Source organism: Rhodococcus rhodochrous, assembly GCF_900187265.1.
Taxonomy (GTDB): Bacteria; Actinomycetota; Actinomycetes; order Mycobacteriales; family Mycobacteriaceae; genus Rhodococcus; species Rhodococcus rhodochrous.
Map to the genome: position 1 here is coordinate 3959418 of NZ_LT906450.1, position 25208 is coordinate 3984625.

A 25208-nucleotide genomic window follows, 5' to 3' on the forward strand; every position below is an offset into this window, starting at 1 on the left:
GGGTGGCCCTCCCGCCGTTTCTCGCTTCCATCGTCGAGTGGCTCCGCGCCGGTTACCCCGAAGGGGTGCCGGAACAGGACTACGTACCCCTGTTCGCACTGCTCGCGCGGCGCCTGTCCGACGAGGAGGTCGCCCAGGTCGCCGACACCCTGGTCGAGGACGGTGACCTCTCGATCAACCGCATCGACATCGCGGTCCTCATCAGCAAGATCACCAACAACATGCCGTCGCCCGACGATGTGGACCGGGTCCGCCGCCAGCTCGAAGCGGGCGGATGGGACACGACACAATACGATCTGTGACCACACTCGAGCTTCTTCCCGTCCCTGCCGGGCCCGCCGTCCGTTCCGTGCTGCCCGCCCTGCAGCGCATGCTCGACGGTGACGGGCCGGCGCTGCTCCCCGTACCCGCCGGGGACGAGCGGGAGACGCTCCGCCTCACCGACGCGCTGAGCCCCGGTGACCCCGTCGCGGACGGCGTCGGACTGGTGGTCGCGACCTCCGGCACGACCGGGATCCCGAAGGGCGCCCTGCTCTCCGCACAGGCGCTGCGCGCGAGCGGCGACGCCACCCACGCCCGGCTGGGCGGAACGGGCTCGTGGCTCCTGGCCCTGCCCGCCCACCACATCGCGGGCATGCAGGTACTGCTGCGCAGCCTGCTCTCCGGAACCGAACCCGTCGTCGTCGACGTGTCCGCCGGTTTCGATCCCGCGGGTCTGCCCGCGGCGGTGGACGCCATGGCAGGCCCCCGTCGGTACAGCTCGATGGTTCCCACCCAGCTGATCAAGGCCCTCGACCATCCCGACGCCACCGCGGCGCTCGCCCGCCTCGATGCGATCCTGCTCGGTGGGGCCGCGACTCCCGTGCCGGTCCTCGAACGCGCCCGCGCGGCCGGTATCACGGTCGTCCGCACCTACGGCATGAGCGAGACCTGCGGCGGCTGCGTCTACGACGGCGTGCCGCTCGACGGTGTGCACGTGCGCGTCGACGGCGAATCGCGGGTGTGGCTCGGCGGCGCCACGCTCGCCTCGGGTTACCGGAACCTGCCCGATCATCCCGCCTTCGCCGAACCCGGCTGGTTCCGCACCGACGACGCGGGCACGCTCGACGACGGGGTCCTGCGCATCCTGGGGCGGCTCGACGAGGCCATCTCGACCGGCGGACTCACCGTGGTCCCCCAGGTGGTCGAGGCCGTGCTCGTCGAGCACCCGGCCGTCCGGGAGGTCGCGGTGGTGGGTCTGCCCGACACCCGGCTCGGTCAGCGCGTCGCGGCTGTCGTCGTGCCCGTCCCCGGCGCCACGCCGACGCTCGCCGAACTCCGCGACCACGTCGAGGCCACGCTCGATCCCACTGCTGCGCCGCGTGAGCTGCAGCTCGTCGACGCACTACCGCTGCGTGGGCCGGGCAAGGTGGATCGCCGCGCCCTCGTCGCGCGCTTCTCCTGACGGGTGCGCACGACGCGGCAAGCGGACCCGGGTGCGAAGATCGATCCATGGCAACGGCTGGTCAATGGCTCGAAGGCGCTCGTCCGCGCACCCTCCCCAATGCGATAGCACCCGTCCTGGCAGGTACGGGCGCTGCGGCGTGGCTCGGTGAGGTCGTGTGGTGGAAGGCGCTGCTGGCACTGGTCGTCGCGCTCGGATTGATCATCGGCGTGAACTTCGCCAACGACTACTCCGACGGCATCCGCGGCACCGACGATGAGCGGGTCGGGCCGATGCGGCTGGTGGGTTCGGGCGCGGCGAGCCCCGGCGCCGTCAAGCGCGCCGCGTTCGTGTGCTTCGGGATCGCGGCCGTCGCGGGACTCGCTCTCGCCGTCACGACCGCCTGGTGGCTCGTGCTCGTCGGCGCGGTCTGCATCGCCGGGGCCTGGTATTACACCGGCGGGAAGAACCCGTACGGATACAGCGGATTCGGAGAGATCGGAGTCTTCGTCTTCTTCGGGCTCGTCGCGGTGCTCGGCACGCAGTTCGTGCAGGCCGGTCGCGTCGACGGGGTGGGTCTGGCGTGCGCGGTCGCCGTCGGCTCGCTCTCGACGGCCGTGCTGGTGACGAACAACCTCCGCGACATCGCGACCGATGCGGAGACCGGTAAGAGGACCCTGGCGGTCAAGCTGGGTGATCCGAGGACCCGCACGCTCCACCTGGTGCTGATCGTGGTGCCGTTCGTGATGTCGCTCGTGCTGGTCGCGGCGACGCCGTGGGCGCTCGCCGGCTTCCTCGCCGCGCCGTTCGCGATCCGCGCGCACAAGCCGGTGCGGGCCGGTGCCCTCGGTCTCGCGCTGATCCCGGCGTTGAGCGATTCGGGTGTCGCGATGCTCGTGTGGGCGGTGGCCACCGCGCCCGCGCTGGCCTTCGGCTGACCAGGACGCGGGCGCGGCGGAATCGGTCGCGGACGGGCGGATCAGTCGCGGTCCGGGACGATCAGTCCGAGGACGAAGTTGACGATCGCGATGATGACGCCGCCCCACAGTGCCGCCCAGAAGCCGTCGATCGTGAGGCCGTACTCGGTGAAGCCGCTCAGCCACGCGGTGAGCATGAGCATCAGCGCGTTGACGACGAGCAGGAACAGCCCGAGGGTGAGGATCACCAGCGGCAGCGACAGCAGCTTCACCAGCGGCTTCACGAGTGCGTTGACGACGGTGAAGATGGCGGCCAGGACGACGAGCGTGATGACCGCGCGGGTCGTGTCGGAGGTGCCCGCGGGATCGGTGAAGTCGATCCCGTCGACCAGCTCGACCGCGAGCCACAGACCGACCGCGTTGATAATCAACCGCAGTATCAGAGAAATCATGGTGCCACTGTGGCACACGGAACCCGGTCTCGTAACGGGCAAATCGGACGCATCCGGGGCCGCCCCTCCCCCTCAGCGGCCTCTCAGTGACGGACGGTAGCGTCGGCCGGCGTGCGTTCACGTCTTCTCCCCCTGCTTCTCACTGTGACCGGACTGCTCCTCGTGGGCACCGGTGCGGTCTTCGCCTGGCTCGATCGCCCCGAGACGACGGTCGCGACCGTCGTGGAAGAGCCGAGTCCCTCGGCGGACGGCGTCGACGAGGCGCGGAGCAACCTGCAGCGGGCCGGACTGCCGCTGTCGGTGCTCGACGGCGGGGTCGGGCAGCTGACGGAGGGCAGCACCCAGCTCGACGACGGTGCCCGTCAACTCTCCGACGGCCTCCGGCAGGCTCGCGACGGTGGCGAGCAGCTCGCCGACGGCCTCGGGCAGCTCGACGGCGGTGTCGACATGCTCGGCGACGGCGCCCGCCAGGTGAGCGGTGGCGTCGACGAGGTGGTCGACCGGCTCTCCGGTTTCGGGGAGATGCAGGGCGACGTCACGGCGCGCCTCACGGCCGTCGCCGACACGCTCGGTGCGTCCGCGGATCCGGTCTCGCAGGGCGCGGCCGGCCAACTGCGCGGACTCGTCGAGACCCTCGACACGCAAGGCCTCGGGCCGGACACCCTCGACCAGCTCGGGCAGTTGCGCGACGGCGCACGGCAGCTCGCCTACGAACTCACCGATCCGAACGCGCAGTTCGTCGCGGGCATGGCGCAGGCGGCCGACGGCTCGCGACAGCTCCGCGACGGCCTCGTCCTCCTCGACGACGGGGGCCGGGCCCTGACGGACGGCACCGGACAGCTCGTCGACGGTGTCGGGCCGGTGGCCGATGTCGTCGGCGGGATCGCCGACAACGTCCGGTCGGCCACCGAAGCGCTGCCGCGCACCGCGCCGGTCGCCCCGGACACGCAGGCCGCGGAGGTCACGGCGACGTCGGATCGTCAGTGGTGGCCGTTCGCGACGATCGCGGTCGGCACGCTGCTGCTCGTCGCGGCGACGGTCGTCCCGCTCGTCGCCGGGCGTCCGCTCGCCGTCGCTCCCGCCCAGCCGACCCGGTAACCGCCCGAAGGATCAGGCGGCGGCGTCGAGGTGGCCGTTCAGTCGCTGACGGAGCTGCGCGCGCGGCACGTGCGCTTCCACGACGGCGACGGTCGCCGGATCGTCGCTGCGCAGCAGTCCGAGCAGGATGTGTTCGGGGCGAATGACGCGTTCGCGGCGTGCGATCGCCTCCCGCAGCGCGAGTTCGAGCGACTTCTTGGCCGCCCGGTCGAACGGGATGTGACCGAGCCGGTTCGCGCCGGCCCGCCGGTCGGTGCCCTTCCCGTCGAGCACCCCCTTGCCGAAGGCCGCTTCGAGACGGCTCCGGACCTCGTCGAGGTCGATCCCGATCGCTTCGAGTGCTGCGGCGTCCTCGTCGCCGAGCGGGGAGTCGGCGGTGCGGGCGGCCCGATCGGAGCGGAGCCCGTCGACCGTGAGACCTTCTTCCGCGAGCAGGACCCGCAGCGGTTCCTCCGCGGCGACGGCGACACCGATGAGCAGGTGCGACGCCTCGATCCGGGGATCGTGCACCCGGATCGCCTCCTGTTGCGCTGCGACGACGACGGATCTGGCACTGTCGGCGAATCGTTCGAACATGTCGATCACCTGCGCTTCCGGTTGTGCTTCTGATGGACCGCCTGGCGGCTGACGCCGAGTTCGTCGGCGATGGCCTGCCAGGACCAACCCCGCTCACGGGCATTCGCGACCTGGACCTCCTCGAGCCGTTCCAGCAGGCGGCGCAGGGCACGCACGGCGCGCAGGCCCACTGCGGGATCGGAGCTCGCGGCGGCAGCGGCGAGGGTGGTGGCTTCACTCATGTTGTCAATATAGGTTGACAATGAGAGCGCGTCAACGAAAATTGACAGAAGACGTGATCCGCGCAGGTGGTGGAGGCTCTACCGAGGCCACTGACCGCTGGTCACCGAGGCCACCGACCGCTGGTCGCGAACTTTTCCAGCACCTCGAGCGGGCCGGTCAGGTCCATCCCCTCGGCAGCGACCCACTCGTCGGAGAAATAGGTGTCGGCGTAACGCTCGCCGCCGTCGCACAGCAACGTCACGACGCTGCCCTCACGGCCTTCTTCGAGCATCTCGGCGATCAGACCGAAAGCTCCCCAGAGGTTCGTGCCGGTCGAGCCGCCCACCCGTCGTCCGAGCGCGGTGCTCGCGTGCCGCATGGCGGCGATGGACGCCGCGTCGGGCACCCGCACCATCCGGTCGACGACCTCGGGAACGAAGGACGGCTCGACGCGCGGACGTCCGATTCCCTCGATACGCGAGGGCATGCCGGTGGTGTAGTCGGCCGAGCCCGTCTCGAACCCGCCGAAGAACGCCGAGTTCTCCGGGTCGACGACGGCCAGCCGCGTCCGGTGACGGCGATAGCGGATGTAGCGGCCGAGGGTGGCGCTCGTGCCACCGGTCCCGGCACCGACGACGATCCACTCCGGTACGGGATGACGCTCGAGACGCATCTGCGAGTAGATGCTCTCGGCGATGTTGTTGTTGCCCCGCCAGTCGGTGACCCGCTCGGCGTTCGTGAACTGGTCCATGAAGCAGCCGCCGAGTTCGTCGGCGAGCCGCTGCGCCTCGGTGTAGATCTCCGGCGGGCGGTCGATGTAGTGGCACCGGCCGCCCTGGGCCTCGATGAGCGCGACCTTCGCCGGTGAGGTGCGGCGCGGCACGACGGCCACGAAGTCGAGACCGAGCAGCCGCGCGAAGTACGCCTCGCTCACCGCGGTGGAACCCGAGGACGCCTCGATGACCGGGGTTCCCTCACGGATCCAGCCGTTGCACAGGGCGTAGAGGAACAGCGAGCGCGCGAGGCGGTGCTTGAGGCTGCCCGTGATGTGCGTCGACTCGTCCTTCAAGTACAGGTCGATGCCCCGGTCCGCCGGGAGCGGGTAGCGGAGCAGGTGGGTGTCGGCGCTGCGCTGGGCGTCGGCCTCGATGAGCCGGACCGCGTCGTCGACCCAGTCGCGGGGTGCGCTGCGGTCGACGACCGCGCCGGTCGCCGTCACCGCCCGTTCTCGCCGCGCATGCGCTTCTCGAGGTCGGCGCGCTCGGTACGCCGGCGCTCGTCGACCGCGGCGATGCCCTCGTTCACGCGACGCCGCAGCGACGCGAAGAGCACGAGCGAGACGGGCAGCGCGATGAGCACAGCGAACAGGGCCGCGACGAGGAGGGGGATTTCCACCCCGAATGCACGCGGAACGTAGAGAATGAGCAGTGTGAGCGCGACCACGAGGGCGAGTCGTGCCGCGGAGTACAACGCGACGTCCCGGATCAGGGACCCGGTCCCCGCCCTGCCGGTTGCGCTCTCGTCACGAGAGTGTGGAGTGCGCTGGGAGGGGGTATTCGAGGGTTCGTTCCGGCGTTCGTCGTTCACCACTCCAGGTTAACCGGCCGCCCGGACCACGAGCTCCGCGACGATTTCCGGAAGTCGGACATCCGTCCGTTTTGTCTATTACTTCCGCTTTACCAACCGTAGACCGTTCGAGCAACCAGGGGTATCGGTGCCACCATGGGCTTGGACATCCCGATCGAACAACTCGATCGCGTCGAACAACACGATCACGACAACCGGGAGGACATTCGCAATGAGCGCACCCACTTTCAACGGCGCGAAGGAATCCCTGCTGACCCCGGGCCAGGTGGCAGCACTGTTCCATGTGGATCCCAAGACCGTCACCCGGTGGGCCCACGCCGGCCGATTGGGCTCACTGCGGACCCCCGGCGGCCATCGCCGCTTCCGTGAGTCCGAGGTCCTGGCGCTTCTCCGCTCCCTCACGACCGAAGCGACGCGCTGATCCGAGACACGAGAATCCGCACCTCCGGCGTGCACCTGCCGGACCCCGGCCGACCACCCGCGGAACCCACGTGCCGGACCGGGTTCCGCACACCTAGAATGTGGACAAACCGGTCTGCGGTCGCCGCGGCCCGGAGGTGTACGGCGAGGGCACGTCCTCGTCCGGCACCGCCACGGTCAGGAGGTGCAACGTGCTCTATCTGTTGGCACTCATCGGTGCGGTGACACTCGCCGTCCTGCTGTGGAAGGCGTACGGTCCCACGTCTCGTCCGCCCACCCGCGTGATGGGTCCGGACGACGATCCCGACTTCCTGTGGAAGGTCGATCGTGAGGTGCACCGCCGCCGGAGTGGCGACGGCACCGGCGAGTCCGATCAGGACCGGGGCGACTGACCGTTCGCGGTGTGCGGTGAGCCTGTCACCGTGGCGGAGCTGCGAGCCTGTCACCGTGCGGTGAAACCGTCGGCGATATCCGCGGCGAGCCCGAGCAGGGCGCGCCGCGTACCCGACTGCAACCGGTCCGGATCGATCTCCGCTCCTTCTTCGAGGTGGGGGTCGAAGGGTAGGACGTGGACCGCGCGGCACCGCTGTTCGAAGTGCCGCACCATGAGGTCGAGATCGACCTTGCCCGACCTCGGCCGCACCGCGTTGACGACGGCCACCGACCGCTCGACCAGGTCGCGATAGCCGTGCGCGTCGAGCCAGTCGAGCGTGGCCGACGCGCTGCGGGCGCCGTCCACCGATCCCGAACTGACGACGACCAGCGTGTCGGCGTTCTCGAGGATCGCGCTCATCGCGGAGTGCATGAGCCCGGTCCCGCAATCCGTGAGCACGATGCTGTAGAACCGCTCGAGCAGCCCGAGCGTCCGCTCGTAGTCGTCGGCGCTGAAGGCCTCCGAGACCGCCGGATCGGCGTCCGAGGCGAGCACCTCGAGACGATGCGTGTTCTGCGAGGTGTAGGCGCGCACGTCCGCGTACGTCTCGAGCAGCGCGTGATCGCGCAGCAGCGTGCGCACGGTGGCCGGCGTCTGTTCGGCCACCTTCTGACTCAATGTCCCGCGGTCCGGATTCGCGTCGACCGCGACGATCCGATCGCCCCGCAACTCCGCGAAGGTCGAGCCGAGCGTGACCGTGGTGGTGGTCTTTCCCACCCCGCCCTTGAGGCTCAGCAGGGCGATCCGGTGGCATTCGCGCAACGGTGCACGCACCCGCTCGACCGATTCGTCCCTGCGCTGGTGCCGGGAGCTCTCCCCGATGCGGACGCGCCCCCCGGTCGCGCGGTAGACCACTTGCCGCCAGCCCTCCCGCGGCGGCGCAGCGACCGGGCGTACCAGTAACGACGAGTCCAGCGCCGTCGCGTCCAGTGCGTGTCCGTCGAGCCCCGACGTACCGTTGCCGGCCCCATCCACCGCGTTCTCCCCCCGTCGACTGTCACGGACGACGGCGCGACGATAGCAGCCTCAGTTGAGCCCGGCGTACGAGTGCAGGCCCGAGACGACCATGTTGATGATGAACAGGTTGAACAGCATCGCGATGAAACCGGCGACGTTGATCCAGGCCGCGCGGGTGTTGCGCCAACCGGAGGTCGCGCGGGCGTGCAGATAGGCGGCGTAGACGACCCACGTGATGAACGAGACCGTCTCCTTCGGGTCCCAGCCCCAGAAGCGTCCCCAGGCGGCCTCGGCCCAGATCGCACCGAGGATGATGCCGGCACCGAACAGCGGGAAACCGATGATCGTGGTGCGGTAGGCGAGACGGTCGAGGGTCTGGGCGTCGGGCAGACGCTCGGCGAGCGCCGCGAACACGCCGCTGTGCTCCTCACCCTTGGGGAAACGGATGCGCAGCAGGAACAGCAGGCTCGCGACACCCGAGACGAGGAAGATGCCGCTGCCGACGCTGATGATCGTCACGTGGATCGGCAGCCAGAACGAGCGCAGCGCGGGAACCACGGGAGCGGCGTCGGCGTAGAGCACGGTCGCCGCGAGGAACATGAGGATCAGGACGGGGACCAGCAGGTACACCCACATGATCCGGTAGGCCGGCTTGCGCAGGACGACCAGGCCGAAGAGCACGGCGGCGGTGCACGCCATCGCGACGAACTCGTACATGTTGCCGAGCGGGAAACGCTCGGTGGCCAGGCCGCGCAGCACGATCGAGGCGACCAGCAGTCCGGCGACCACGACGACCAGCGCGCGGCCCATGTTGCCGACACGCTGCGACAGGGTGCGCTTCGGTGTCTCCTCGACACGACCCGGGCCGGCGGTGCGTTCGACGGTGTCGGAGGCCGGTCGTCGGCCTGCCGCGACGAGTTCGCGTTCCCGCTCGGCCACGACGTCGGCGCGGTGGGTCGCGTATTCGGCGACGAGCAGCACCAGCGCCAGCACGAGCACCGCGAACGCCGATTCGAAGGCCCAGTCGCTGTACCGCGCCAGGGTGTCGTTCTGTGTCATCAGTTCTTCTTCTCCTGTGCCGCCGGGGCGGAGGGTGCATCGTCACCGAGAAGACGTTCGACCAGTCGGTCGAACTCGTCTCCCCATCCGGCCTGATCGGTCCGTGCGAGACCACCGAGTTCTACTACGGTTCGTCGTTCACCGTCGTTCACTGTACCGCTCGGGTACGCGCGCGCCCACACTCTGCGTCGTTTGACCAGCAACGACACGAGCAGACCGGCCATCATGGAGATCGCCGCGACGAGTACCCACTGCTGCGCCGGGTCGTGCGAGACCTGCAGGTTGACGAAGTCGGTGGCCTTGTCGAACCGCACCTCGGTGCCGTCGGCGAGCGTCACGCTCTCCCCCGGACGCAGGTTCACGCGGTCCTGCTTCACGAGGCGGCCCTGGTTGATCAGTTCCTTGTTGAGCGAGAACAACGACTGCGGGCTGCCGGTGTCGAGACCGGAGTCGCCCTTGTAGACGTCGATGGCGACGGCGGGGTCCATCATCGCCGGGAAGATCGACGTGAGCAGCGTGCCGTGGAAGGACGCCGTCGGCGCGAACAGGCCCTCGAGCGCGATCTGGTTCTTCCGGCGCTCGTCGGCGTCGGGATACATGCCGCCGGGCGGGTCGAAGCGCATGGCGCCGCTGCTGAGGAAGGTCGTCGCGTCGTCGGGCGCCCACTGCATCGTCTCGGTGCGGGTCTCGCCGTTCGGCCAGGTGACGGTGAAGGTCGGGGCGTAACCGTGACCTTGCAGGTAGACGCGGTCGCTGCCGACCCGCAGCGGATGGTTGACCTTCAACTGCGCATCGCGCCAGGTGTTCGTGACGAGGTCGCCGCCGTACTGGTACTCGATGTCGGAGGTGAACATCTCGGCCTGGCCGTTGTCGAGATAGTCGGCGGCGAAGGTGTTCACCCGCACACACATGGGATTCAGGCCGGTGCCGTCGAGCGTGCTGCCGGCGCGGAACGAGTCGAAGGAGGCAGGTGAGGTGGTGCAGAATTCCTCGCCGTTCGCCACGAGGATGCGCTGCCCCTCGTAGCCGAAGAGCTTGCCGGCGGCGACGGCGACGAGCAGCCCGACGAGGGAGATGTGGAAGACCAGGTTGCCGGCCTCGCGCAGATATCCCTTCTCTGCGGACAGGGTCGCCTCGCCGTCATGTCCGCGGGCACCGCCCTCGCGGCGCACGACCTTCCAGCCGCGCAGCTCCCCCTGGATCCGGTCGAGCGCGTCGGCGGGGCTGTCGGCCACGGTCGTCTGCGTGTGGTGCGGCAGGCGCTGCAGGTTGCGCGGCGCGGCGACCGGCGGGGTGCGCAGGGCGTGGAAGTGCTCGACGCAGCGCGGCAGGATGCAGCCGACCAGCGAGACGAACAGCAGCACGTAGACGGCGGTGAACCAGAAGCTGCCGAAGACGTCGAACAGCTCGAACCGGTCCATGATCGGTCCGAGCGTCGGGCGGGCCGCGATGTACTCGTCGACCTTCTGGGTGTTGAGGCTGCGCTGCGGCAGGAGTGCGCCCGGGATCGCGGCGAGCGCGAGCAGGAACAGCAGGACCAGTGCGGTCCGCATCGATGTCAGGCCGCGCCAGGTGTTCCGCACGAAGGCCGTGGCACGTCCGAGCGCGCCCTGTCGCGGCGGCGACGGTTGCGGTGCGGGGGTCGGGGTGTGGGTCGCGGTCATACGGGCAGAGTCACTTCCGAGATGAACGAGTCACGGATCCAGGACACGAACAGGTCCCACGCACCGGTGACGAGAGCGATGCCGACGGCCATGAGCATCAGGCCACCGACGATTTGCACGGTCCGCGCGTGGGTGCGCAGCCAGCCCACCCCGCGCAGCGCCCGCGCCGAACCGAGCGCGAGCACGACGAACGGCAACCCGAGGCCGAGGCAGTAGGCGACGATCAACGTCACCCCGCGTGCCGCGGTGGTGCCCTCGGTGCCCGCCGCGAGCGAGATGACGCCGGCGAGGGTCGGGCCGAGGCACGGGGTCCACCCGAGCGCGAACACCGCGCCGAGCAACGGGGCTCCCGCGAGGTTCGAGATGCGCCGGGGCGCCGGGCGCGTGTCGCGTTGCAGGGCCGGGATGAGGCCGATGAAGACCAGGCCCATCACGATGGTGACGACCCCGCCGACACGCATGAGCAGTTCGCGGTTGACGGCGAGCGCGGAGATCGCCCCGAACACCGAGGCCGTCGCGAGGACGAACACCACGGTGAATCCCAGGACGAACAGCCCGGCGGCACCGGCCACCCGGAGGCGGCCGTCGCTGCGGATCGTCGTGGTGCGGGCACCGGCCTGCTCGGCGGTGACGGCGGGAGCCTCGGCTCCCACCACCCCGGCGAGATAGGACAGATAGCCGGGAACGAGCGGCACGACGCACGGCGACGCGAACGAGACGAGACCGGCGAGCAGGCACACGCCCATCGCCAGCAGCAGCGGACCCGACAGGGCCGCGTTCTGGAAGGTCTCCCCGACACCCGACGCAAGGATCACTGTTACTGCTCCGAATCCGGTTCCGCCGCGACCCGCTCGACGACCGGTTGCAGGTCCTCCGCGAGCAGTTCGGTCAGGTAGACCGCGGCCACGCGGTGCTCACGATCGAGAACGACCGTCGTCGGCACGACCGAGGTCGGGTAGTTCCGTCCGAGTGCGAGCAGCGAACGCATCGGCGGGTCGTAGATCGACGGGTAGCCGATCTGCTGGTCGGTGACGAAGTCCTGGGCCTTGTCGCGCTGGTTGTCGCGGACGTTGATGCCCAGGAACTGCACGCCGAGATCCTTGGTGGCCTCGTGGACCTCCTCGAGATCGTCGGCCTCGCTGCGGCAGGGCGCACACCACTGGCCCCACACGTTGAGCACGACGACCTGGCCCTCGTAGTCGTCGAGGGAGATGGTCTCCCCCTCGTTCATGAGGTCCTCGCCGGTGAGCTCACCGAGGGTGCCGCGTTCGGCCGGGGGGTCGTAGAAGATGCGGGTCTGCCCGCCGGGCGAGACGAAGTCGAACGTTCCCCCGGTGGCGACGGCGTCGTCCCCGGTGGCGCAGGAGGTGAGCAGGACGGCACCGCAGATCGCGGCGACCGTCGCCCGGAACACCTTTCTCATGCGCCGTGGACGTTCGGGTCGGAGGCGCCGGCCGGCTCGGAGTAGACCAGGTCGACGAGGGTGTCGCCCTCGTAGACCAGGGAGGTCAGCGAGGCGAGGCTGCACTGGCGGCGACGCGGGTCGTGCCACAGGCGCTCGCCCTCGAGGAAGCGGCGCAGCGTCCACACCGGGAGCTGGTGGCTCACGCACACCGCTTCGCGTCCCGCTGCGGTCACGCGCGCCGCGTTGACGGCGGCGAGCATGCGGTGGGCGATCTGCAGGTAGGGCTCGCCCCAGGAGGGGGTGAACGGATCGCGCAGCTTCCACCAGTGGCGCGGACGGCTCAGCGCACCGTCGCCGACCGCGACCTTCAGTCCCTCGAAGTCGTTGGCCGCTTCGATGAGGTTGTCGTCGGTGCGGATCTGCAGTCCGTGCTTCTCCGCGATCGGGGTGGCGGTCTGCTGGGCCCGTTCGAGCGGGGACGCGACCACGTGTGCGATGTCGTGGTCGGCGAGCGACGCCGCGACCGCCCGTGCCTGGGCCTCACCGGTCACCGACAGCCGGAATCCGGGCAGGCGTCCGTAGAGGATTCCGGAGGGGTTGTGGACCTCTCCGTGGCGGAGCACGTGCACGATCGTGCGGGTCTCGGACGGGGCGGCGTCGGTCACGTCGATGTTCCTCGAGGGGTGTGGGAGGGGCGGGGCGGGCTGGGCAAGCAGGAAGAAAGGACTACGGCGCGGTCGCAGCGGCGGCCGCGCGAGCGGCGTGCGGCAACGCGTCGGCGATCCGCGAGAACGCGTCGTCGTCGAGCGCGGACGAGACGAACCACGTCTCGAAGGCACTCGGGGGTCCGTAGACGCCGCGCTCGAGCAGCGCGTGGAAGAAGGCCGGGAAGCGCCAGGTCTGCGCGGCCTTGGCCTGCTCGTAGTTCGTCACCGGCTCGTCGGTGAAGAACACGCTCAGCAGCGTGCCGGCGTTCTGGACGCGATGCGGCACCCCTTCTGCGGCGAGTGCCTCGCCGAGCAGACGACCGAGGGTCTCGGCGTTGCGGTCCAGGGCGGCGTAGACGTCGGCGTCGGCGGCACGCAGGCTCGCGAGGCCCGCGGCGACGGCGACGGGATTACCGGACAGGGTGCCGGCCTGGTAGACCGGTCCGTTCGGGGCGAGATGGGCCATGACATCGGCGCGACCACCGAAGGCCGCGGCGGGCAGACCACCGCTCATGACCTTGCCGAAGGTCATGAGGTCGCCGGAGACCCCGTCGATGCCGTGCCAGCCGGTCGGGCTCGCGCGGAAGCCGGTCATCACCTCGTCCATGATCAGCAGCGCGCCGTGCTCACGCGTGAGCTCGCGCAGACCCTCGTTGAAGCCGGGGACCGGCGGGACGGTGCCCATGTTGCCGGCGGCGGCCTCGGTGATGACCGCGGCGATCTCACCGGGGTTCGCCTCGAAGGCGGCACGCACGGCGGCGAGGTCGTTGTAGGGGACGACGACGGTGTCGCCCGCCTGGGCGCCCGTGACGCCGGGAGAGGTGGGCAGACCGAAGGTGGCGAGGCCGGAACCGGCGTCGGCGAGCAGTGCGTCGACGTGACCGTGATAACAGCCCGCGAACTTCACGATCTTCGACCGGCCGGTGAATCCGCGCGCGAGACGGACGGCGCTCATCGTCGCCTCGGTGCCGGAGTTGACGAGCCGGACCTGCTCGACGGGCGCGATGCGGGCGACGATCTCTTCGGCGAGTTCGACCTCGCCCTCGGTGGGGGCACCGAACGACAGACCCGCCAGCGCGGTCGATCGGACGGCCTCGACGACCGCGGGATGCGCGTGCCCGAGAATCATCGGACCCCAGGAACACACCAGGTCGACGTATGTTTTTCCGTCGACGTCGGTGAGCAGCGGACCCGATCCCGATGCGAAGAAGGGAGGATTGCCGCCGACCGATCCGAACGCGCGGACCGGAGAGTTGACGCCCCCCGGTGTCACCTTCGATGCCCGGTGGAAGAGTGCGGCGGATCGAGTGTCGTGGGTGGACGAAGCATCGGGGGTCGCAGTCACGACTTCCAGTGTCCGTAGTTTCGCGGGATTTGCCAAAAACAGAGGTCCTCAAACCTCATGTGTTTTTTCTCCCTTACCAGGAAAAAGGGACACCGTGAGTGACGTGTCGCACCTATCGTCTGAGGCATGCCGACGACAGCCGAACACCTGCGCATCGCACTCGACGGTGCGTGGCACGAAGCACGCGAACGCGCACGCAAGGATCTCGCGCACGAGAAGTTCGCGCCGCACTACACCCCCGAGACCGACAAGGCCCGCGCCATCACGCTCGAGCAGATGCGCATCCTCGCCGAGCACGGCTACGCCGCGGCGGGCTTCTCCGTCGAGTCCGGCGGCACGGGCGACGCGGGCGGCGCGGTCGCATCCATCGAGATGCTCGCGATGTCCGACCTGTCGCTGATGGTCAAGGCCGGCGTGCAGTGGGGCCTGTTCGGCGGGGCCATCGAGAACCTCGGCACCGAGCGGCACCACGAGAAGTACGTCAAGCAGCTCATCGATCTCGACGTGCTCGGCTGCTTCGCGATGACCGAGACGGGCCACGGCAGCGACGTGCAGTCGCTCGAGACCACGGCGACCTACGATCCGGACACCCAGGAGTTCGTGATCCACTCCCCCACCCCGTCGTCCCGCAAGGACTACATCGGTGGCGCGGCGCAGCACGCCCGGTTCGCGTCGGTCTTCGCGCAGCTCGTCACGCAGGGTGAGACCCACGGCGTGCACTGTTTCGTCGTCCCGATCCGCGACGAGGACGGCAACGACCTGCCGGGCGTGACGACCTCCGACTGCGGTTACAAGGGCGGCCTGCCGGGCGTCGACAACGGCCGCATCGTCTTCGACCAGGTCCGCATCCCCCGGGAGAACCTGCTCAACAAGTACGCCGACGTCGAACCGGACGGCACCTATGTCTCGGACATCGACAACCCGAGCCGGCGGTTCTTCACGATGCTCGGCACGCTCGTCCGCGGTCGCATCACCGTCGGCGGCTCGGCGGGTGCGGCGGCGCGGGTCGCGCTGAGCATCGCCACCCGCTACGCCGAGAAGCGCCGCCAGTTCGACGCCCCCGGACGCGACGGCGAGGTGCCGATCATGGACTATCTCGTCCACCAGCGTCGCCTGCTCCCGCTGATCGCCCGCTCGTACGCGCTCGGCTTCGCCCAGAACGAGCTGCTCACCACGATGCACCGGCTGCAGTCGACGTCGCTGCAGGAACTCGACGCGCAGGAACAGCGCGAACTCGAGGGTCGCGCGGCGGGCCTCAAGGTCGCCAACACCTGGCACGCGTCGCGGGCGATCCAGGAGTGCCGCGAGGCGTGCGGTGGTGCCGGCTACATGGCCGAGAACCGGCTGACGGCGCTGCGCGCGGACGTCGACGTGTTCACCACCTTCGAGGGCGACAACCACGTCCTGACCCAGCTGGTCGCGAAGGAACTGCTCACCGCCTACGCCGACGAGGTGCAGGGCATGAGCCCGGTGGAGTGGATGCGCTTCGCCGCGACCACCATCTCCGACATCGTCAAGAAGCGCACCGCGGCGCAGCAGATCATCCAGACGATCGTCGACACCCGCCAGGACAACGAGGAGGACGGCAGTCTCTTCAACCGCGGTACCCAGGTGACGATGTTCGAGGACCGGGAGCAGTACCTGCTGTCCACCGCGGCACGGCGTCTGCAGGCCGCGATGAAGCGCGAGGACAACCCGTTCGACGCGTTCAACTTCGTGCAGGACCACGTTCTGCACGCCGCCCGCGCGCACATCGACCGGGTCGTGCTCGAGGCGTTCGTCGCCGCGATCGAGGACTGCAAGGACGAGACCGCCCGCGACCTGCTGTCGGAGCTGTGCGATCTCTACGCGCTGACGATCATCGACGAGGACAAGGCGTGGTTCATGGAGCACCGCCTGCTGTCGGTCGAACGCGCCAAGGCCGTCACGCGCGGGATCAACGAGCGGTGCCGCAGCCTGCGTCCGCACGCGCTGACCCTCGTGGACGGGCTGGGTGTGCCCGACTATCTGCTCGGCTCGGCCATGCTCGACCGTGAGGGAGCGGTCGTCCCGCCTCAGGAAGTCGCGGTCTGACCGGGGTCGCCGACGAGCTCACCGAGCCGTGCTCGCAGCTCGTCGGCGTCCTTCGCCCACGCCCGCACGAACGTCCCTCCGGTGAGCCGCAGTCCGACCGGCTTGCGGCCGCGCGGCACGTCGGCCAGTTCGCCGAGGCTCCGGGCGGTCTCCCAGCGTTCCGGATCGCGCCGGTCCTCCGGTGGCGGCGGCAGCACCGCCTCGATCTCGGCGACGGGTAGTTCCTCGGTGCCCTGCCGCAAGGTGGTGGACGTGAGCTCGACGCTGACGTGCCGGCGGGCCGCCACGACCATCACGTAGGAGAAACCGGCGAGCACGATCGCGATGATCGGCAGCGCGGCCCAGTGCACGACGGGACCGGTGAACAGTTCGACGACGAGGGCCACGGCGCAGAACAGCGGGCCGATGGCGACCGTGCGCCAGCGCGCTCCGGGTTCGTGGAACAGCGGCCCGGTCGCGTCGGTGCCCATCGGATCGGGGGTCGTCGGCTCGGGGACCGTCGGGTCGGTCAAGCGGCGAATGCGCCGGGGATCACCAGCAGCACGGTGGTCACCAGGCCGAGGAGGGCGATGAGAGCGATCAACACCAGTTCGCGACGGCGCCCATAGGGCCGCGGTTCCACCTGCATGACGTCCTTTTCGCTCGACGGGAAGGGCCTTCGGGCCCATATGGTGAGCCCACCGTACTCTTCCGTCGCACGCAACGAAACCGAGTGGTACGTCTATTCTTCCGGCAGTCTCAGGAAGAAGCGGTTGGCATCGCGCCGGTGCATCAGCACGATCGCTCCGACGGTCGCGACGGCTTGCAGAATGCCCACCACACCGAGTATCCAGCCCGCGCCGCCCTCCCCGACGCCCACGCCGAAGACGGTGGGCAGGGTCGACAGCGACATGAACACCCCGAGCAGTGTCAGCAGCATCCGGGCCCAGTTCTTGGCCTTCAGCAGCTGCCTGACCACCAGATACAACAGTCCGACGATCACCAGGCCGATGCCGGCCGTCAGTGCGACCAGCACCGGCACCGCCGACTCGAGTTGCTCCGTCGTGACGCCCTCGACGGCCTGATCGGTGGCCATCGTGCTCATGAGATCGAGCAGTTCCTCGCGTCGACTCAGCAGATCGGCGAGACTTGCCGCCAAACTCACGACGGCGAGGGCGAGTACCCCGCACCACAATTGGTAGGCCGTCGTGACGTCTCCGGGAACGGGACGATTCGCCGCGGGGCCGGGCCCGACAGGAGGTGCGGGAAAGCTCATGACAGGCGACCCGCGACCTCGGCGGCCCAGTAGGTGAGGACGACGTCCGCGCCGGCCCGCCGGATGCCCACCAGCGATTCGAGGATCGCCGCGTCGCGATCGATCCAGCCCTTCTGCGCGGCCGCGGTAATCATCGAGTACTCCCCCGAGATCTGGTAGGCGGCAACGGGGACGGGCGAGCGGTCGGCGACCTCCCGCAGCACGTCGAGGTACGACATCGCCGGCTTCACCATCACCATGTCGGCGCCCTCGGCGAGGTCGAGGTCCACCTCGTGCAGCGACTCGCGACGGTTCGCCGGATCCTGCTGGTAGGTGCGGCGATCGCCCTCGAGGGACGAGCCGACAGCATCGCGGAAGGGACCGTAGAACGCCGAGGCGTACTTCGCGGAGTAGGCGAGCTGACCGACCTCGGTGTGCCCGGCCTCGTCGAGCGCGGACCGGATGAAACCGATCTGGCCGTCCATCATGCCGCTCGGGCCGAGCAGATGCGCTCCGGCCTCGGCCTGTGCGACGGCCATCTCGGCGTAGCGCTCGAGGGTCGCGTCGTTGTCGACGACACCGGTGTCGGTGAGCACACCGCAGTGGCCGTGATCGGTGAACTCGTCGAGGCAGGTGTCGGCCATGATCACCGTGGAGTCGCCGAGTTCGCTGCGCAGCGACCGCAACGCGCGGTTGAGCACACCGTCGGGATCGCTCGCCGCGGTACCGCGGGCGTCCTTGTCCTCGGGGCGGGGCACACCGAAGAGCATCAGGCCGCCGACACCGGCGGTCACGGCCTCGGCCGCGGCCTTGCGCAGCGAATCGGCGGTGTGCTGGTACACCCCCGGCATCGACGCGATCTCGCGCGGCTCGTCGAGGCCGTCGGCCACGAACATCGGGAGCACGAGGTGGCGGGGTTCGAGGGAGGTCTCTGCCACGAGCCGTCGGATGGCAGGTGTGCTACGCAGCCGGCGGGGACGGATGTCGGGAAACATGGGGAGAACACCTTCCATACGGGTCGTGCGCGGCCCCGGTAGTGGCGACTACCGGAACCGCGCACGGATCATCGGATCACGAGAGATCAGCGGCGGGCTCGGGACTTCTTCCGCGGCGGGGGCAGTGCGCCCTCGGCGCGGAGCCGGGCCGCATGCTCGGCGAGCGCGTCGACCAGGGGCCCGATCTGCGCCGTCTCGGGCTGCACGTCCACCCGCAGACCGAACTCGATCGCCGTCTCGGCCGTCTTCGGGCCGATGCACGCGACGATCGTGCGGGCGTGCGGCTTGCCGGCGATACCCACGAGATTGCGGACGGTCGACGACGACGTGAAGCACACCGCGTCGAAACCACCGGTCTTGATCATCTCGCGGGTCGCGGCCGGCGGCGGAGCGGCACGCACGGTGCGGTAGGCGGTGACGTCGTCGATCTCCCAGCCGCGCTCGCGCAGGCCCTCGGCGAGGGTCTCGGTGGCGATGTCGGCGCGCGGCAGCAGAACCCGGTTGACCGGGTCGAAGACGTCGTCGTACGGAGCGAACTCGGCGAGCAGGCCGAGGCTGGACTGTTCGCCGCTGGGCACGAGTTCGGGGATGATGCCGAACGAGCGCACCTTCGCGGCGGTGGCCTCACCGACGCACGCGATCTTCACGCCGGAGAAGGCCCGCGCGTCGAGACCGAACGCCTCGAACTTCTCCCACACCGCACGCACCGCGTTGGTGGAGGTGAAGACCACCCACTGGTAGCGGCCGTCGACCAGGCCCTTGACCGCGCGTTCCATCTGCGCGGGGCTGCGCGGCGGCTCGACCGCGATGGTCGGCACCTCCATCGGGATCGCGCCGTGCGTGACGAGCCGCTCGCTCATCTCGCCGGCCTGATCCTTGGTGCGGGGCACGAGCACGGTCCAGCCGTACAGTGCGCGTGACTCCCACCACGACATCTTGTTGCGGTGCGAGACGACCTTGCCGACGGTGACGACCAGCGGACCGACGAGCTCGGAACCCGCATCGTTCAGGGTCGCGAGGGTGGCCTCGACGGTGCGCTGCTGACGGGTGGTGCCACGCACGGTGATCGCGGCGGGGGTCTGCGGCGCGAGACCGTGCTCGACGAGCGCGCTGGCGGTCTCGGCGAGGTGACCGGAGGTCGCGTGGAGCACGAGGGGGCCGGGGGCTGCGGCGAGCGCTGCCCAGTCGACCTCTCCGCGCACGTCGACCTCGGTGTGGCACGAGCCGAGCGCCATACCGGCGTAGCTCGGCACCGACGACCCGGCGGGCAGGCCCGGCAGGACCTCGAAGACCACCTGGGTGCGGGCGACGGCGTTGACCTCGGCGATCACCGAGTCGGTGGTGAGGGGGTCGCCGGCGACGAGGCGCACCACGTCGCGTCCGGCCTTCGCCTCGGCGACGAGCGTCTTGGCGACCTCGGCGGGCTCGCCGAGTGCGGGACGGACCTCGGCGACGGGCTCACCGGTCTCCGGATCGGTGCCGTGATCGACACCCACGAGGGCCACGACACCCTTGTCGACATCGGGGTCGGTGAAGGCGATCGTGGCGCCCGCCAGCACGTCACGCGCGCGCACGGTGAGCAGCGCAGGATCGCCCGGACCCGATCCCACGAACAGGATGCGCCCGGGGTTGTGCTTACGGACTCGGCTCATCGGTCATTCTCCAGTGCGGTCAAATCAGCGGTAAGGGCAAATCGGGTGACGGTGACGGCTGGGTCAATCATCGGCAGGTCTCGTCTCGGGAACGACCCCGTGCTCGACCATGAGCTCGCGCGCACCGAGCTCGAGAAGTTCGCGGGCGACACGACGACCGAGTTCCTCGGCCTTCTCCGGCGCCCCCACCGCGCTGGCTCGCAGCACATCCGATCCGTCCATGGCGGCGGCACATCCGCGTACCGACAGCTCCTCGATCACCCGGCCGTCGTCGTCGAGCGATTCGACGACGTCGGCGATCGCCCCCACCGGTGCGGTGCATCCGGCTTCGAGTTCGGCGAGCAGCGAGCGCTCCGCGACGACGGCGGCACGGCTCGGTGCGTGGTCGAGTCCGGCGAGCAGCTCGATCATCTCGGGATCGTCCGATCGGCACTCGACGGCGAGCGCACCCTGCGACGGCGCGGGCAGCATCTGCACCGGTTCGAGGGCCTCGGTGACGCGGTCCAGGCGTCCGATGCGCGACAGTCCGGCACGCGCGATGACGATCGCGTCGAGTTCGCCGGAATCGACCTTGCCGATGCGGGTGTCGATGTTGCCGCGCAGCGGTTCGATCTGCAGTCCCAGGCCGAGCGCGGCGAGTTGTGCCCGCCGGCGCGGCGCCGAGGTACCGACCTTCGAGCCGGGCGGCAGCTCGCCGAGGACGAGTCCGTCGCGGGCGACGAGCGCGTCGCGCGGGTCCTCCCGCTCGGGGACGGCCGCGACGACGAGACGCGGATCCTGGAAGGTCGGCAGGTCCTTGTAGGAGTGCACGGCGACGTCGACCTCACCGGCGAGCAGCGCCTCGCGCAGCTCGGCGGTGAACACCCCGACGCCGATGCGCTGCACCGGGCCGGGCGTCACGTCGCCCTTGGTGGTGATGACGACGAGCTCTGCCGGGCGACCGGCGGCGATGAGTGCGTCGCGCACGGTCCCGGCCTGGGTCGTGGCGAGCACGCTGCCGCGGGTACCGATCCGCAACGGACGATCCTGCCGAGCAACATCGTCGCGGGAAACCGATGCGGCTTCGGTGCTCATGCGGTGCCGTCCTTTCGTGAGGCCTGGAGTTCGGTGGTGACAGCGGGGTCCAGTGCGGCGGACAGATCCCCCGAGAGGGTCGGATCGGTCAGCGAGCTCAGATCCTTGGTGGGTGTCGCGACCGCGTCGACCGACCCCGGGCTCAGCTCGAACAGCTCGCGCAGGGCCTCGGCGTACTGGTCGCCTCCCGGCGTCGACGCGAGCTGCTTGACCCGCACCGTCGGTGCGTGGAGGAGCTTGTCGACGACCCGGCGCACGGTGCGGGCGACCTCGCCGCGCTGGCCGTCGTCGAGATCGGGCAGTCGCGATTCGAGGCGCATCAGTTCGCCCTCGACCACCTCGGCGGCGCGCTGACGCAGTGCCGTCACGGTGGGGGTGACCTCGGCGAGTCGCTGCGCGGTGAGGTACTGCGACAGCTCGGCGGCGACGATCTTGCGGGCAGCCTCCGCGTCGGTCGCGGCGGCGCCGGCCGACGGGTCGCGCTGCAGCGACTCCATGTCGAAGACCTGCACACCGGGAAGACCGGCCACGGCGGTGTCGACGTCGCGCGGCAGACCGAGATCGCAGATAGCGAGGGGGCGTTCGCCGCGGCCGGGCTGCGCGAGTGCGCGGTGCGCGTCGGCGAGCGTGACGACGGCGCCCACGGCTCCGGTGCAGGTGACGGCGACGTCGGCGCGGCTCAGTGCGGTCGCGAGATCGTCGAATCCGACGACCTCGGCGTCGACACCGGCGGCCCGTGCGGTCTCGGCGAGTCGCTCGGCACGGTCGCGGGTGCGGTTGGCGACGACGATCGAGCCGACCTCGGCCCGGACGAGATGTGCGACGGCGAGGCCGCCCATGGCGCCGGCACCGATCACCGCGGCGGTGCGGCCCTTCAGGTCGCCTCCGAGGAAGTTCGAGGCCTTGTCGAGCGCGACCGACACGACGGATGCGCCGGCGGCGTCGATGCCGGTCTCCGAGTGCACCCGCTTGCCGACGCGCAGCGCCTGCTGAGCGAGTTCGTGCAGGGTGCGGCCGGCGGCCTGCTGGGCGTCGGCGGCGGCGTAGGCGGTACGGATCTGGCCGAGGATCTGCTGCTCCCCCACGACCATCGAGTCGAGCCCGCTGGCGACGGAGAAGAGGTGTTCGGCAGCGGCCTCGCTGTACCGGACGTAGGCGTGCTTGTGCAGTTCGGTGACGGGCAGACCCGAGTGCTCGGCGAGCAGTTCGCTGACCGCGGCGAGCGCGCCGTGGAAGGCGTCGACCACCGCGTAGATCTCCACCCGGTTGCAGGTGGAGACGATCATCGCTTCGGAGATCTTGTCCGACGCCAGCATCTTGTCGGTGAGCTTGGGGCGGTCGGTGTCCGTGACCGCCACCTTCTCGAGCACCGGGACCGGTGCGCTCCTATGCGATATCCCGACGAGGAGAACACTCACGGTGCGATCACCGATCCGTTTCTGGTCGCGGCCGAGCCCATCGGACCCGCCTTTCCTGTTGTGGTACGCCGTGCAGAGCTCCGGGTGGACACCCGCGGGATGCCGGCGGGGCGTACGTCGCCGGCTGCAGGACGAACGTCGGCGGTCGCCGCACGGGGGGTCTCCCCGTTGCGCGTGCTGTTGAACGAGAGAACCTGCATCTCGACGGACAGATCGACGCGTCGGATCTCGACGTGGTCGGGGACATCGAGTTCGACGGGAGCGAAGCTCAGGATGCTGCGCACGCCTGCGAGCACGAGCCGATCGCACACCTGCTGCGCTGCCTCGTCGGGGGTGGCGACGACTCCGATGGTCGCGCCGAGTTCACGGGCTCCGTTCTCGAGATCGTCGACGTGCCGCACGACGAGGTCGCCCACACGTGTGCCCACGACGTCGGGATCGGAATCGAAGAGACCGGCCATCGTGAAACCGCGGCGGTCGAAGCCCGGATACCGGGCGAGGGCGCGGCCGAGGCTGCCCACTCCGACGAGCACGACGCGATGGCCCCGGTCGAGTCCGAGAGCTGCTTCGATGCGGGACTGGAGGCGCAGGACGTCGTAGCCGACGCCGCGCACTCCGTTGGGTCCGAGGAAGGACAGATCCTTGCGCAGCTTGGCCGAACCGACGCCGGCGGCGGCCGCGAGTTCCTCACTGGAGACGATGAGGGTGCCGGCCTCGGCGAACGCACCGAGGACCCGGAGGTAGGTCGCGAGACGCGTCACAGTAGCCTGTGGGATATCGCGGACCGGAGGGGTGGGAGTGGCACCCTCGCCGGACTCGGCGGTGCCGCGAGCGTCCTCGCCCTGCGGTGGGTGCAACTGCGTCACGGTACGTGGCTCCTCGTCCGGCCGGTGGATACACGCCTGGCCTCACGGTGATCCGGGAATTCGTTCACACCACGGTAACCGCTTGTGAAGCCATGCACAAAGTTGCTCGAAGCACCCCGAATGTGCTTCCCACCTGCTGTACGACGAGGACCTGCCCACTCAGCCGGCGAGATCTGCGCGCAGTCGCGGCTCGTCCACCTCCCAGTAGCTGTGCTCGCGTCCGTCGAGCAGAACGACGGGCAGACGGTCCCCGAATTCGGCCCGCAGATCGGGATCGGTTGCGGCAGCGACATCCACGTCGATGCAGGTGACCTCGACGCCGAGCTCCTCCGCGAGCGCCTCGAGCTGCTCGCGCGCCGGACCGCACGCACCGCACCCGGCACGCACCAGAAGGGTCAGGTGATGACGGCTCGCGGAGCCGCTCGTTGCCGATGACGATTGCTCACTCATGCCTCCACTGTGCGGCACGACCTGTCGAGATGAACGTCACACCCGGTCACGGGGGCGACGGCCTCCCGGTGACGGGCCGTATCGCGGGCTAGGCTTGGCGCGGGTCACCCGTGTATGCGGTCGCCGTGTGCGCGGCGCCCGGAAGTGCAGGGGTCACACGGGGCCCGCCCGTTTCGACAGCCCCGCCCGTTACGACACCGGAGGTGCGAGTGCCAGGACGTTCGTTTCCCTACGGATGGGGCATGGGTGAGACGTGGGCGCGCATCATCCGTCCCGGACGTCGGCTCTTCTCTCGCAAGTTCGGGCCCAGCGAGGAAGAGGTCCGCGCCAATCTCGCAGGTGAGGCGAGCGCCGATGCCGCCCTCGCGTTGCAGGAATCCCGCGTCGAACCCGAGCCCTCCCCCGACACCGCTCCCGTCCCGCGCGATCTGACCGCGGCGGCGTTCTTCGACGTCGACAACACGATGGTGCAGGGCGCGTCGATCATCCACTTCGCCCGCGGCCTCGTCGCCCGGGACTACTTCGACAAGTCCGACCTGTTCGAGTTCGCCTGGCAGCAGGTCAAGTTCCGCCTGACGGGCAAGGAGAACATGAACGACGTCGCGTCCGGTCGCGACAAGGCGCTGTCGTTCGTGCAGGGCCGCTCCACCGAGGAACTGCGCCGGCTCGGCGAGGAGATCTACGACGACATCATCGCCGACAAGATCTGGCCGGGCACCCGCGCGCTCGCGCAGATGCACCTCGACGCGGGCCAGCAGGTGTGGCTCGTGACCGCGACGCCGGTCGAACTGGCCGACGTCATCGCCGAACGCCTCGGCCTGACCGGTGCGCTCGGCACCGTCGCCGAGTCGAAGGACGGTGTCTTCACGGGCCGTCTCGTCGGCGACATCCTGCACGGTCTCGGCAAGGCACACGCCGTGCGGGCCCTCGCGATCCGTGAGGGCCTGAATCTCAAGCGCTGCACGGCCTATTCGGACAGCCACAACGACGTGCCGATGCTCTCGGTGGTCGGCACGGCCGTCGCGATCAATCCCGATCCGGATCTGCGGCAGGTCGCGCGTACACGCGGGTGGGAGATCCGCGACTTCCGGACGGCGCGCAAGGCTGCGAAGGTCGGGGTACCCACGGCGCTCGGTCTCGGTGCCGCGGGTGGTGCAGTCGCGGTCCTCGTGGGCCGCCGCCGCGATCGAGCGGCCTGATTT

General features: G+C 69.8%; 28 protein-coding genes. 8 read left to right on the forward strand and 20 right to left on the reverse strand.

What is annotated here, in order from left to right; genetic code table 11:
* Window positions 1–2 precede the first annotated feature (2 nt).
* From CKW34_RS18070 to CKW34_RS18080, 3 genes are read left to right on the forward strand one after another with little or no spacing between them, the layout of a single operon-like run.
* Window positions 3–302, forward strand: a complete 300-nt coding sequence (locus CKW34_RS18070; RefSeq protein WP_006552314.1) for a DUF3349 domain-containing protein — start codon at window positions 3–5, stop codon at window positions 300–302.
* Window positions 275–1444: an o-succinylbenzoate--CoA ligase gene (gene menE / locus CKW34_RS18075; protein WP_059383327.1), complete on the forward strand. Its 1170-nt coding sequence runs from the start codon at window positions 275–277 to the stop codon at window positions 1442–1444. Before CKW34_RS18070 ends, menE begins: the two co-directional genes overlap by 28 nt.
* A 47-nt stretch (window positions 1445–1491) precedes the next feature.
* The gene (locus CKW34_RS18080) at window positions 1492–2361 is read left to right on the forward strand and encodes a 1,4-dihydroxy-2-naphthoate polyprenyltransferase (protein ID WP_059383328.1); all 870 of its coding nucleotides are present in this window, start codon (window positions 1492–1494) and stop codon (window positions 2359–2361) included.
* A gap of 41 nt (window positions 2362–2402) precedes the next feature.
* Here CKW34_RS18080 and CKW34_RS18085 read toward each other — a convergent pair whose 3' ends face one another.
* Window positions 2403–2792, reverse strand: coding sequence for a phage holin family protein (locus CKW34_RS18085; protein WP_059383329.1), 390 nt, complete (start codon window positions 2790–2792; stop codon window positions 2403–2405).
* Window positions 2793–2903: 111 nt separating this feature from the next.
* On the opposite strand from CKW34_RS18085, the gene CKW34_RS18090 reads away from it, so the two are divergent.
* Window positions 2904–3890 carry a hypothetical protein gene (locus CKW34_RS18090; RefSeq protein ID WP_059383330.1) on the forward strand — a complete coding sequence of 329 codons (987 nt, stop codon included), beginning with the start codon at window positions 2904–2906 and terminating at the stop codon, window positions 3888–3890.
* 12 nt (window positions 3891–3902) lie between these two features.
* Here CKW34_RS18090 and CKW34_RS18095 read toward each other — a convergent pair whose 3' ends face one another.
* From CKW34_RS18095 to CKW34_RS18110, 4 genes are all read right to left on the reverse strand, one after another.
* Entirely contained in the window at window positions 3903–4466 is a 564-nt protein-coding gene (locus CKW34_RS18095) for a Clp protease N-terminal domain-containing protein (protein WP_059383417.1), read from the reverse strand.
* A 5-nt stretch (window positions 4467–4471) separates the two neighbouring features.
* A complete protein-coding gene (locus tag CKW34_RS18100) occupies window positions 4472–4687 on the reverse strand; it encodes a helix-turn-helix domain-containing protein (protein ID WP_016694332.1) in 216 nt (71 codons plus the stop codon).
* 101 nt (window positions 4688–4788) lie between these two features.
* Window positions 4789–5886, reverse strand: coding sequence for an L-cysteine desulfhydrase Cds1 (gene cds1, locus CKW34_RS18105; protein WP_059383331.1), 1098 nt, complete (start codon window positions 5884–5886; stop codon window positions 4789–4791).
* The gene (locus CKW34_RS18110) at window positions 5883–6257 is read right to left on the reverse strand and encodes a DUF4229 domain-containing protein (protein ID WP_059383332.1); all 375 of its coding nucleotides are present in this window, start codon (window positions 6255–6257) and stop codon (window positions 5883–5885) included. The genes cds1 and CKW34_RS18110 overlap by 4 nt, the downstream gene beginning before the upstream one ends.
* Window positions 6258–6465: 208 nt before the next feature.
* Between CKW34_RS18110 and CKW34_RS18115 the strand changes: the two genes are divergently transcribed.
* Together CKW34_RS18115 and CKW34_RS18120 are read left to right on the forward strand one after the other, a co-directional pair.
* Entirely contained in the window at window positions 6466–6675 is a 210-nt protein-coding gene (locus CKW34_RS18115; RefSeq protein ID WP_006552323.1) for a BldC family transcriptional regulator, read from the forward strand.
* Between the two features lie 190 nt (window positions 6676–6865).
* Window positions 6866–7066 (forward strand): hypothetical protein, encoded by a 201-nt coding sequence (locus tag CKW34_RS18120; protein WP_059383418.1) that lies wholly within the window; start codon window positions 6866–6868, stop codon window positions 7064–7066.
* Window positions 7067–7116: 50 nt separating this feature from the next.
* On the opposite strand, the gene CKW34_RS18125 is transcribed toward CKW34_RS18120, so the two are convergent.
* From CKW34_RS18125 to hemL, 7 genes are all read right to left on the reverse strand, one after another.
* A complete protein-coding gene (locus CKW34_RS18125) occupies window positions 7117–8082 on the reverse strand; it encodes a MinD/ParA family ATP-binding protein (RefSeq protein ID WP_095092045.1) in 966 nt (321 codons plus the stop codon).
* 51 nt (window positions 8083–8133) lie between these two features.
* Window positions 8134–9123, reverse strand: a complete 990-nt coding sequence (gene ccsB / locus CKW34_RS18130) for a c-type cytochrome biogenesis protein CcsB (protein WP_059383333.1) — start codon at window positions 9121–9123, stop codon at window positions 8134–8136.
* Entirely contained in the window at window positions 9123–10787 is a 1665-nt protein-coding gene (gene resB / locus CKW34_RS18135) for a cytochrome c biogenesis protein ResB (RefSeq protein ID WP_059383334.1), read from the reverse strand. Before resB ends, ccsB begins: the two co-directional genes overlap by 1 nt.
* Window positions 10784–11602 (reverse strand): cytochrome c biogenesis CcdA family protein, encoded by an 819-nt coding sequence (locus CKW34_RS18140; RefSeq protein WP_059383335.1) that lies wholly within the window; start codon window positions 11600–11602, stop codon window positions 10784–10786. The genes resB and CKW34_RS18140 overlap by 4 nt, the downstream gene beginning before the upstream one ends.
* A gap of 2 nt (window positions 11603–11604) precedes the next feature.
* Window positions 11605–12210, reverse strand: coding sequence for a TlpA disulfide reductase family protein (locus CKW34_RS18145; RefSeq protein ID WP_059383336.1), 606 nt, complete (start codon window positions 12208–12210; stop codon window positions 11605–11607).
* Window positions 12207–12857 (reverse strand): histidine phosphatase family protein, encoded by a 651-nt coding sequence (locus CKW34_RS18150; protein WP_059383337.1) that lies wholly within the window; start codon window positions 12855–12857, stop codon window positions 12207–12209. The genes CKW34_RS18145 and CKW34_RS18150 overlap by 4 nt, the downstream gene beginning before the upstream one ends.
* A gap of 61 nt (window positions 12858–12918) precedes the next feature.
* Entirely contained in the window at window positions 12919–14244 is a 1326-nt protein-coding gene (gene hemL, locus CKW34_RS18155; protein WP_059383338.1) for a glutamate-1-semialdehyde 2,1-aminomutase, read from the reverse strand.
* Between the two features lie 126 nt (window positions 14245–14370).
* Here hemL and CKW34_RS18160 point away from each other — a divergent pair, with 126 nt between their 5' ends.
* Window positions 14371–16317: an acyl-CoA dehydrogenase family protein gene (locus CKW34_RS18160; RefSeq protein WP_059383339.1), complete on the forward strand. Its 1947-nt coding sequence runs from the start codon at window positions 14371–14373 to the stop codon at window positions 16315–16317.
* Here the strand turns inward: CKW34_RS18160 and CKW34_RS18165 are convergent.
* The 8 genes from CKW34_RS18165 to CKW34_RS18200 form a co-directional block, all read right to left on the reverse strand.
* Complete coding sequence (locus CKW34_RS18165; RefSeq protein WP_059383340.1) at window positions 16299–16787, reverse strand: hypothetical protein; 489 nt, start codon at window positions 16785–16787, stop codon at window positions 16299–16301. The genes CKW34_RS18160 and CKW34_RS18165 overlap by 19 nt on opposite strands.
* Window positions 16788–17038: 251 nt before the next feature.
* Window positions 17039–17572 carry a hypothetical protein gene (locus CKW34_RS18170; protein WP_228526014.1) on the reverse strand — a complete coding sequence of 178 codons (534 nt, stop codon included), beginning with the start codon at window positions 17570–17572 and terminating at the stop codon, window positions 17039–17041.
* Window positions 17569–18546 carry a porphobilinogen synthase gene (hemB, locus tag CKW34_RS18175; RefSeq protein WP_059383420.1) on the reverse strand — a complete coding sequence of 326 codons (978 nt, stop codon included), beginning with the start codon at window positions 18544–18546 and terminating at the stop codon, window positions 17569–17571. The genes CKW34_RS18170 and hemB overlap by 4 nt, the downstream gene beginning before the upstream one ends.
* Before the next feature lie 86 nt (window positions 18547–18632).
* Window positions 18633–20198 (reverse strand): bifunctional uroporphyrinogen-III C-methyltransferase/uroporphyrinogen-III synthase, encoded by a 1566-nt coding sequence (locus tag CKW34_RS18180; protein ID WP_016693742.1) that lies wholly within the window; start codon window positions 20196–20198, stop codon window positions 18633–18635.
* Between the two features lie 63 nt (window positions 20199–20261).
* The gene (gene hemC, locus CKW34_RS18185) at window positions 20262–21272 is read right to left on the reverse strand and encodes a hydroxymethylbilane synthase (protein ID WP_059383342.1); all 1011 of its coding nucleotides are present in this window, start codon (window positions 21270–21272) and stop codon (window positions 20262–20264) included.
* Window positions 21269–22690 carry a glutamyl-tRNA reductase gene (locus tag CKW34_RS18190; RefSeq protein ID WP_059383343.1) on the reverse strand — a complete coding sequence of 474 codons (1422 nt, stop codon included), beginning with the start codon at window positions 22688–22690 and terminating at the stop codon, window positions 21269–21271. The genes hemC and CKW34_RS18190 overlap by 4 nt, the downstream gene beginning before the upstream one ends.
* Entirely contained in the window at window positions 22687–23556 is an 870-nt protein-coding gene (locus CKW34_RS18195) for a redox-sensing transcriptional repressor Rex (RefSeq protein ID WP_026061479.1), read from the reverse strand. Before CKW34_RS18195 ends, CKW34_RS18190 begins: the two co-directional genes overlap by 4 nt.
* 159 nt (window positions 23557–23715) lie before the next feature.
* Window positions 23716–24006: a glutaredoxin family protein gene (locus CKW34_RS18200; protein ID WP_059383344.1), complete on the reverse strand. Its 291-nt coding sequence runs from the start codon at window positions 24004–24006 to the stop codon at window positions 23716–23718.
* 242 nt (window positions 24007–24248) lie between these two features.
* Between CKW34_RS18200 and CKW34_RS18205 the strand changes: the two genes are divergently transcribed.
* On the forward strand, window positions 24249–25205 hold the full coding sequence (locus CKW34_RS18205; RefSeq protein WP_059383345.1) for an HAD family hydrolase: 957 nt from the start codon (window positions 24249–24251) through the stop codon (window positions 25203–25205).
* The last annotated feature ends 3 nt before the right edge of the window (window positions 25206–25208 follow it).

Bases quoted from the DNA above. Each gene is read 5' to 3' on its own strand.
- CKW34_RS18145 (WP_059383336.1), bottom strand. From the start codon at position 12,210: ATGAGAAAGGTGTTCCGGGCGACGGTCGCCGCGATCTGCGGTGCCGTC.
- CKW34_RS18080 (WP_059383328.1), top strand. From the start codon at position 1,492: ATGGCAACGGCTGGTCAATGGCTCGAAGGCGCTCGTCCGCGCACCCTC.
- ccsB (WP_059383333.1), bottom strand. From the start codon at position 9,123: ATGACACAGAACGACACCCTGGCGCGGTACAGCGACTGGGCCTTCGAA.
- CKW34_RS18180 (WP_016693742.1), bottom strand. From the start codon at position 20,198: ATGAGCCGAGTCCGTAAGCACAACCCCGGGCGCATCCTGTTCGTGGGA.
- hemC (WP_059383342.1), bottom strand. From the start codon at position 21,272: ATGAGCACCGAAGCCGCATCGGTTTCCCGCGACGATGTTGCTCGGCAG.
- hemB (WP_059383420.1), bottom strand. From the start codon at position 18,546: ATGTTTCCCGACATCCGTCCCCGCCGGCTGCGTAGCACACCTGCCATC.
- CKW34_RS18115 (WP_006552323.1), top strand. From the start codon at position 6,466: ATGAGCGCACCCACTTTCAACGGCGCGAAGGAATCCCTGCTGACCCCG.
- CKW34_RS18205 (WP_059383345.1), top strand. From the start codon at position 24,249: ATGGGTGAGACGTGGGCGCGCATCATCCGTCCCGGACGTCGGCTCTTC.
- CKW34_RS18095 (WP_059383417.1), bottom strand. From the start codon at position 4,466: ATGTTCGAACGATTCGCCGACAGTGCCAGATCCGTCGTCGTCGCAGCG.
- CKW34_RS18170 (WP_228526014.1), bottom strand. From the start codon at position 17,572: ATGAGCTTTCCCGCACCTCCTGTCGGGCCCGGCCCCGCGGCGAATCGT.
- resB (WP_059383334.1), bottom strand. From the start codon at position 10,787: ATGACCGCGACCCACACCCCGACCCCCGCACCGCAACCGTCGCCGCCG.
- CKW34_RS18165 (WP_059383340.1), bottom strand. From the start codon at position 16,787: ATGGGCACCGACGCGACCGGGCCGCTGTTCCACGAACCCGGAGCGCGC.
- CKW34_RS18100 (WP_016694332.1), bottom strand. From the start codon at position 4,687: ATGAGTGAAGCCACCACCCTCGCCGCTGCCGCCGCGAGCTCCGATCCC.
- CKW34_RS18200 (WP_059383344.1), bottom strand. From the start codon at position 24,006: ATGAGTGAGCAATCGTCATCGGCAACGAGCGGCTCCGCGAGCCGTCAT.
- CKW34_RS18160 (WP_059383339.1), top strand. From the start codon at position 14,371: ATGCCGACGACAGCCGAACACCTGCGCATCGCACTCGACGGTGCGTGG.
- menE (WP_059383327.1), top strand. From the start codon at position 275: ATGGGACACGACACAATACGATCTGTGACCACACTCGAGCTTCTTCCC.
- CKW34_RS18085 (WP_059383329.1), bottom strand. From the start codon at position 2,792: ATGATTTCTCTGATACTGCGGTTGATTATCAACGCGGTCGGTCTGTGG.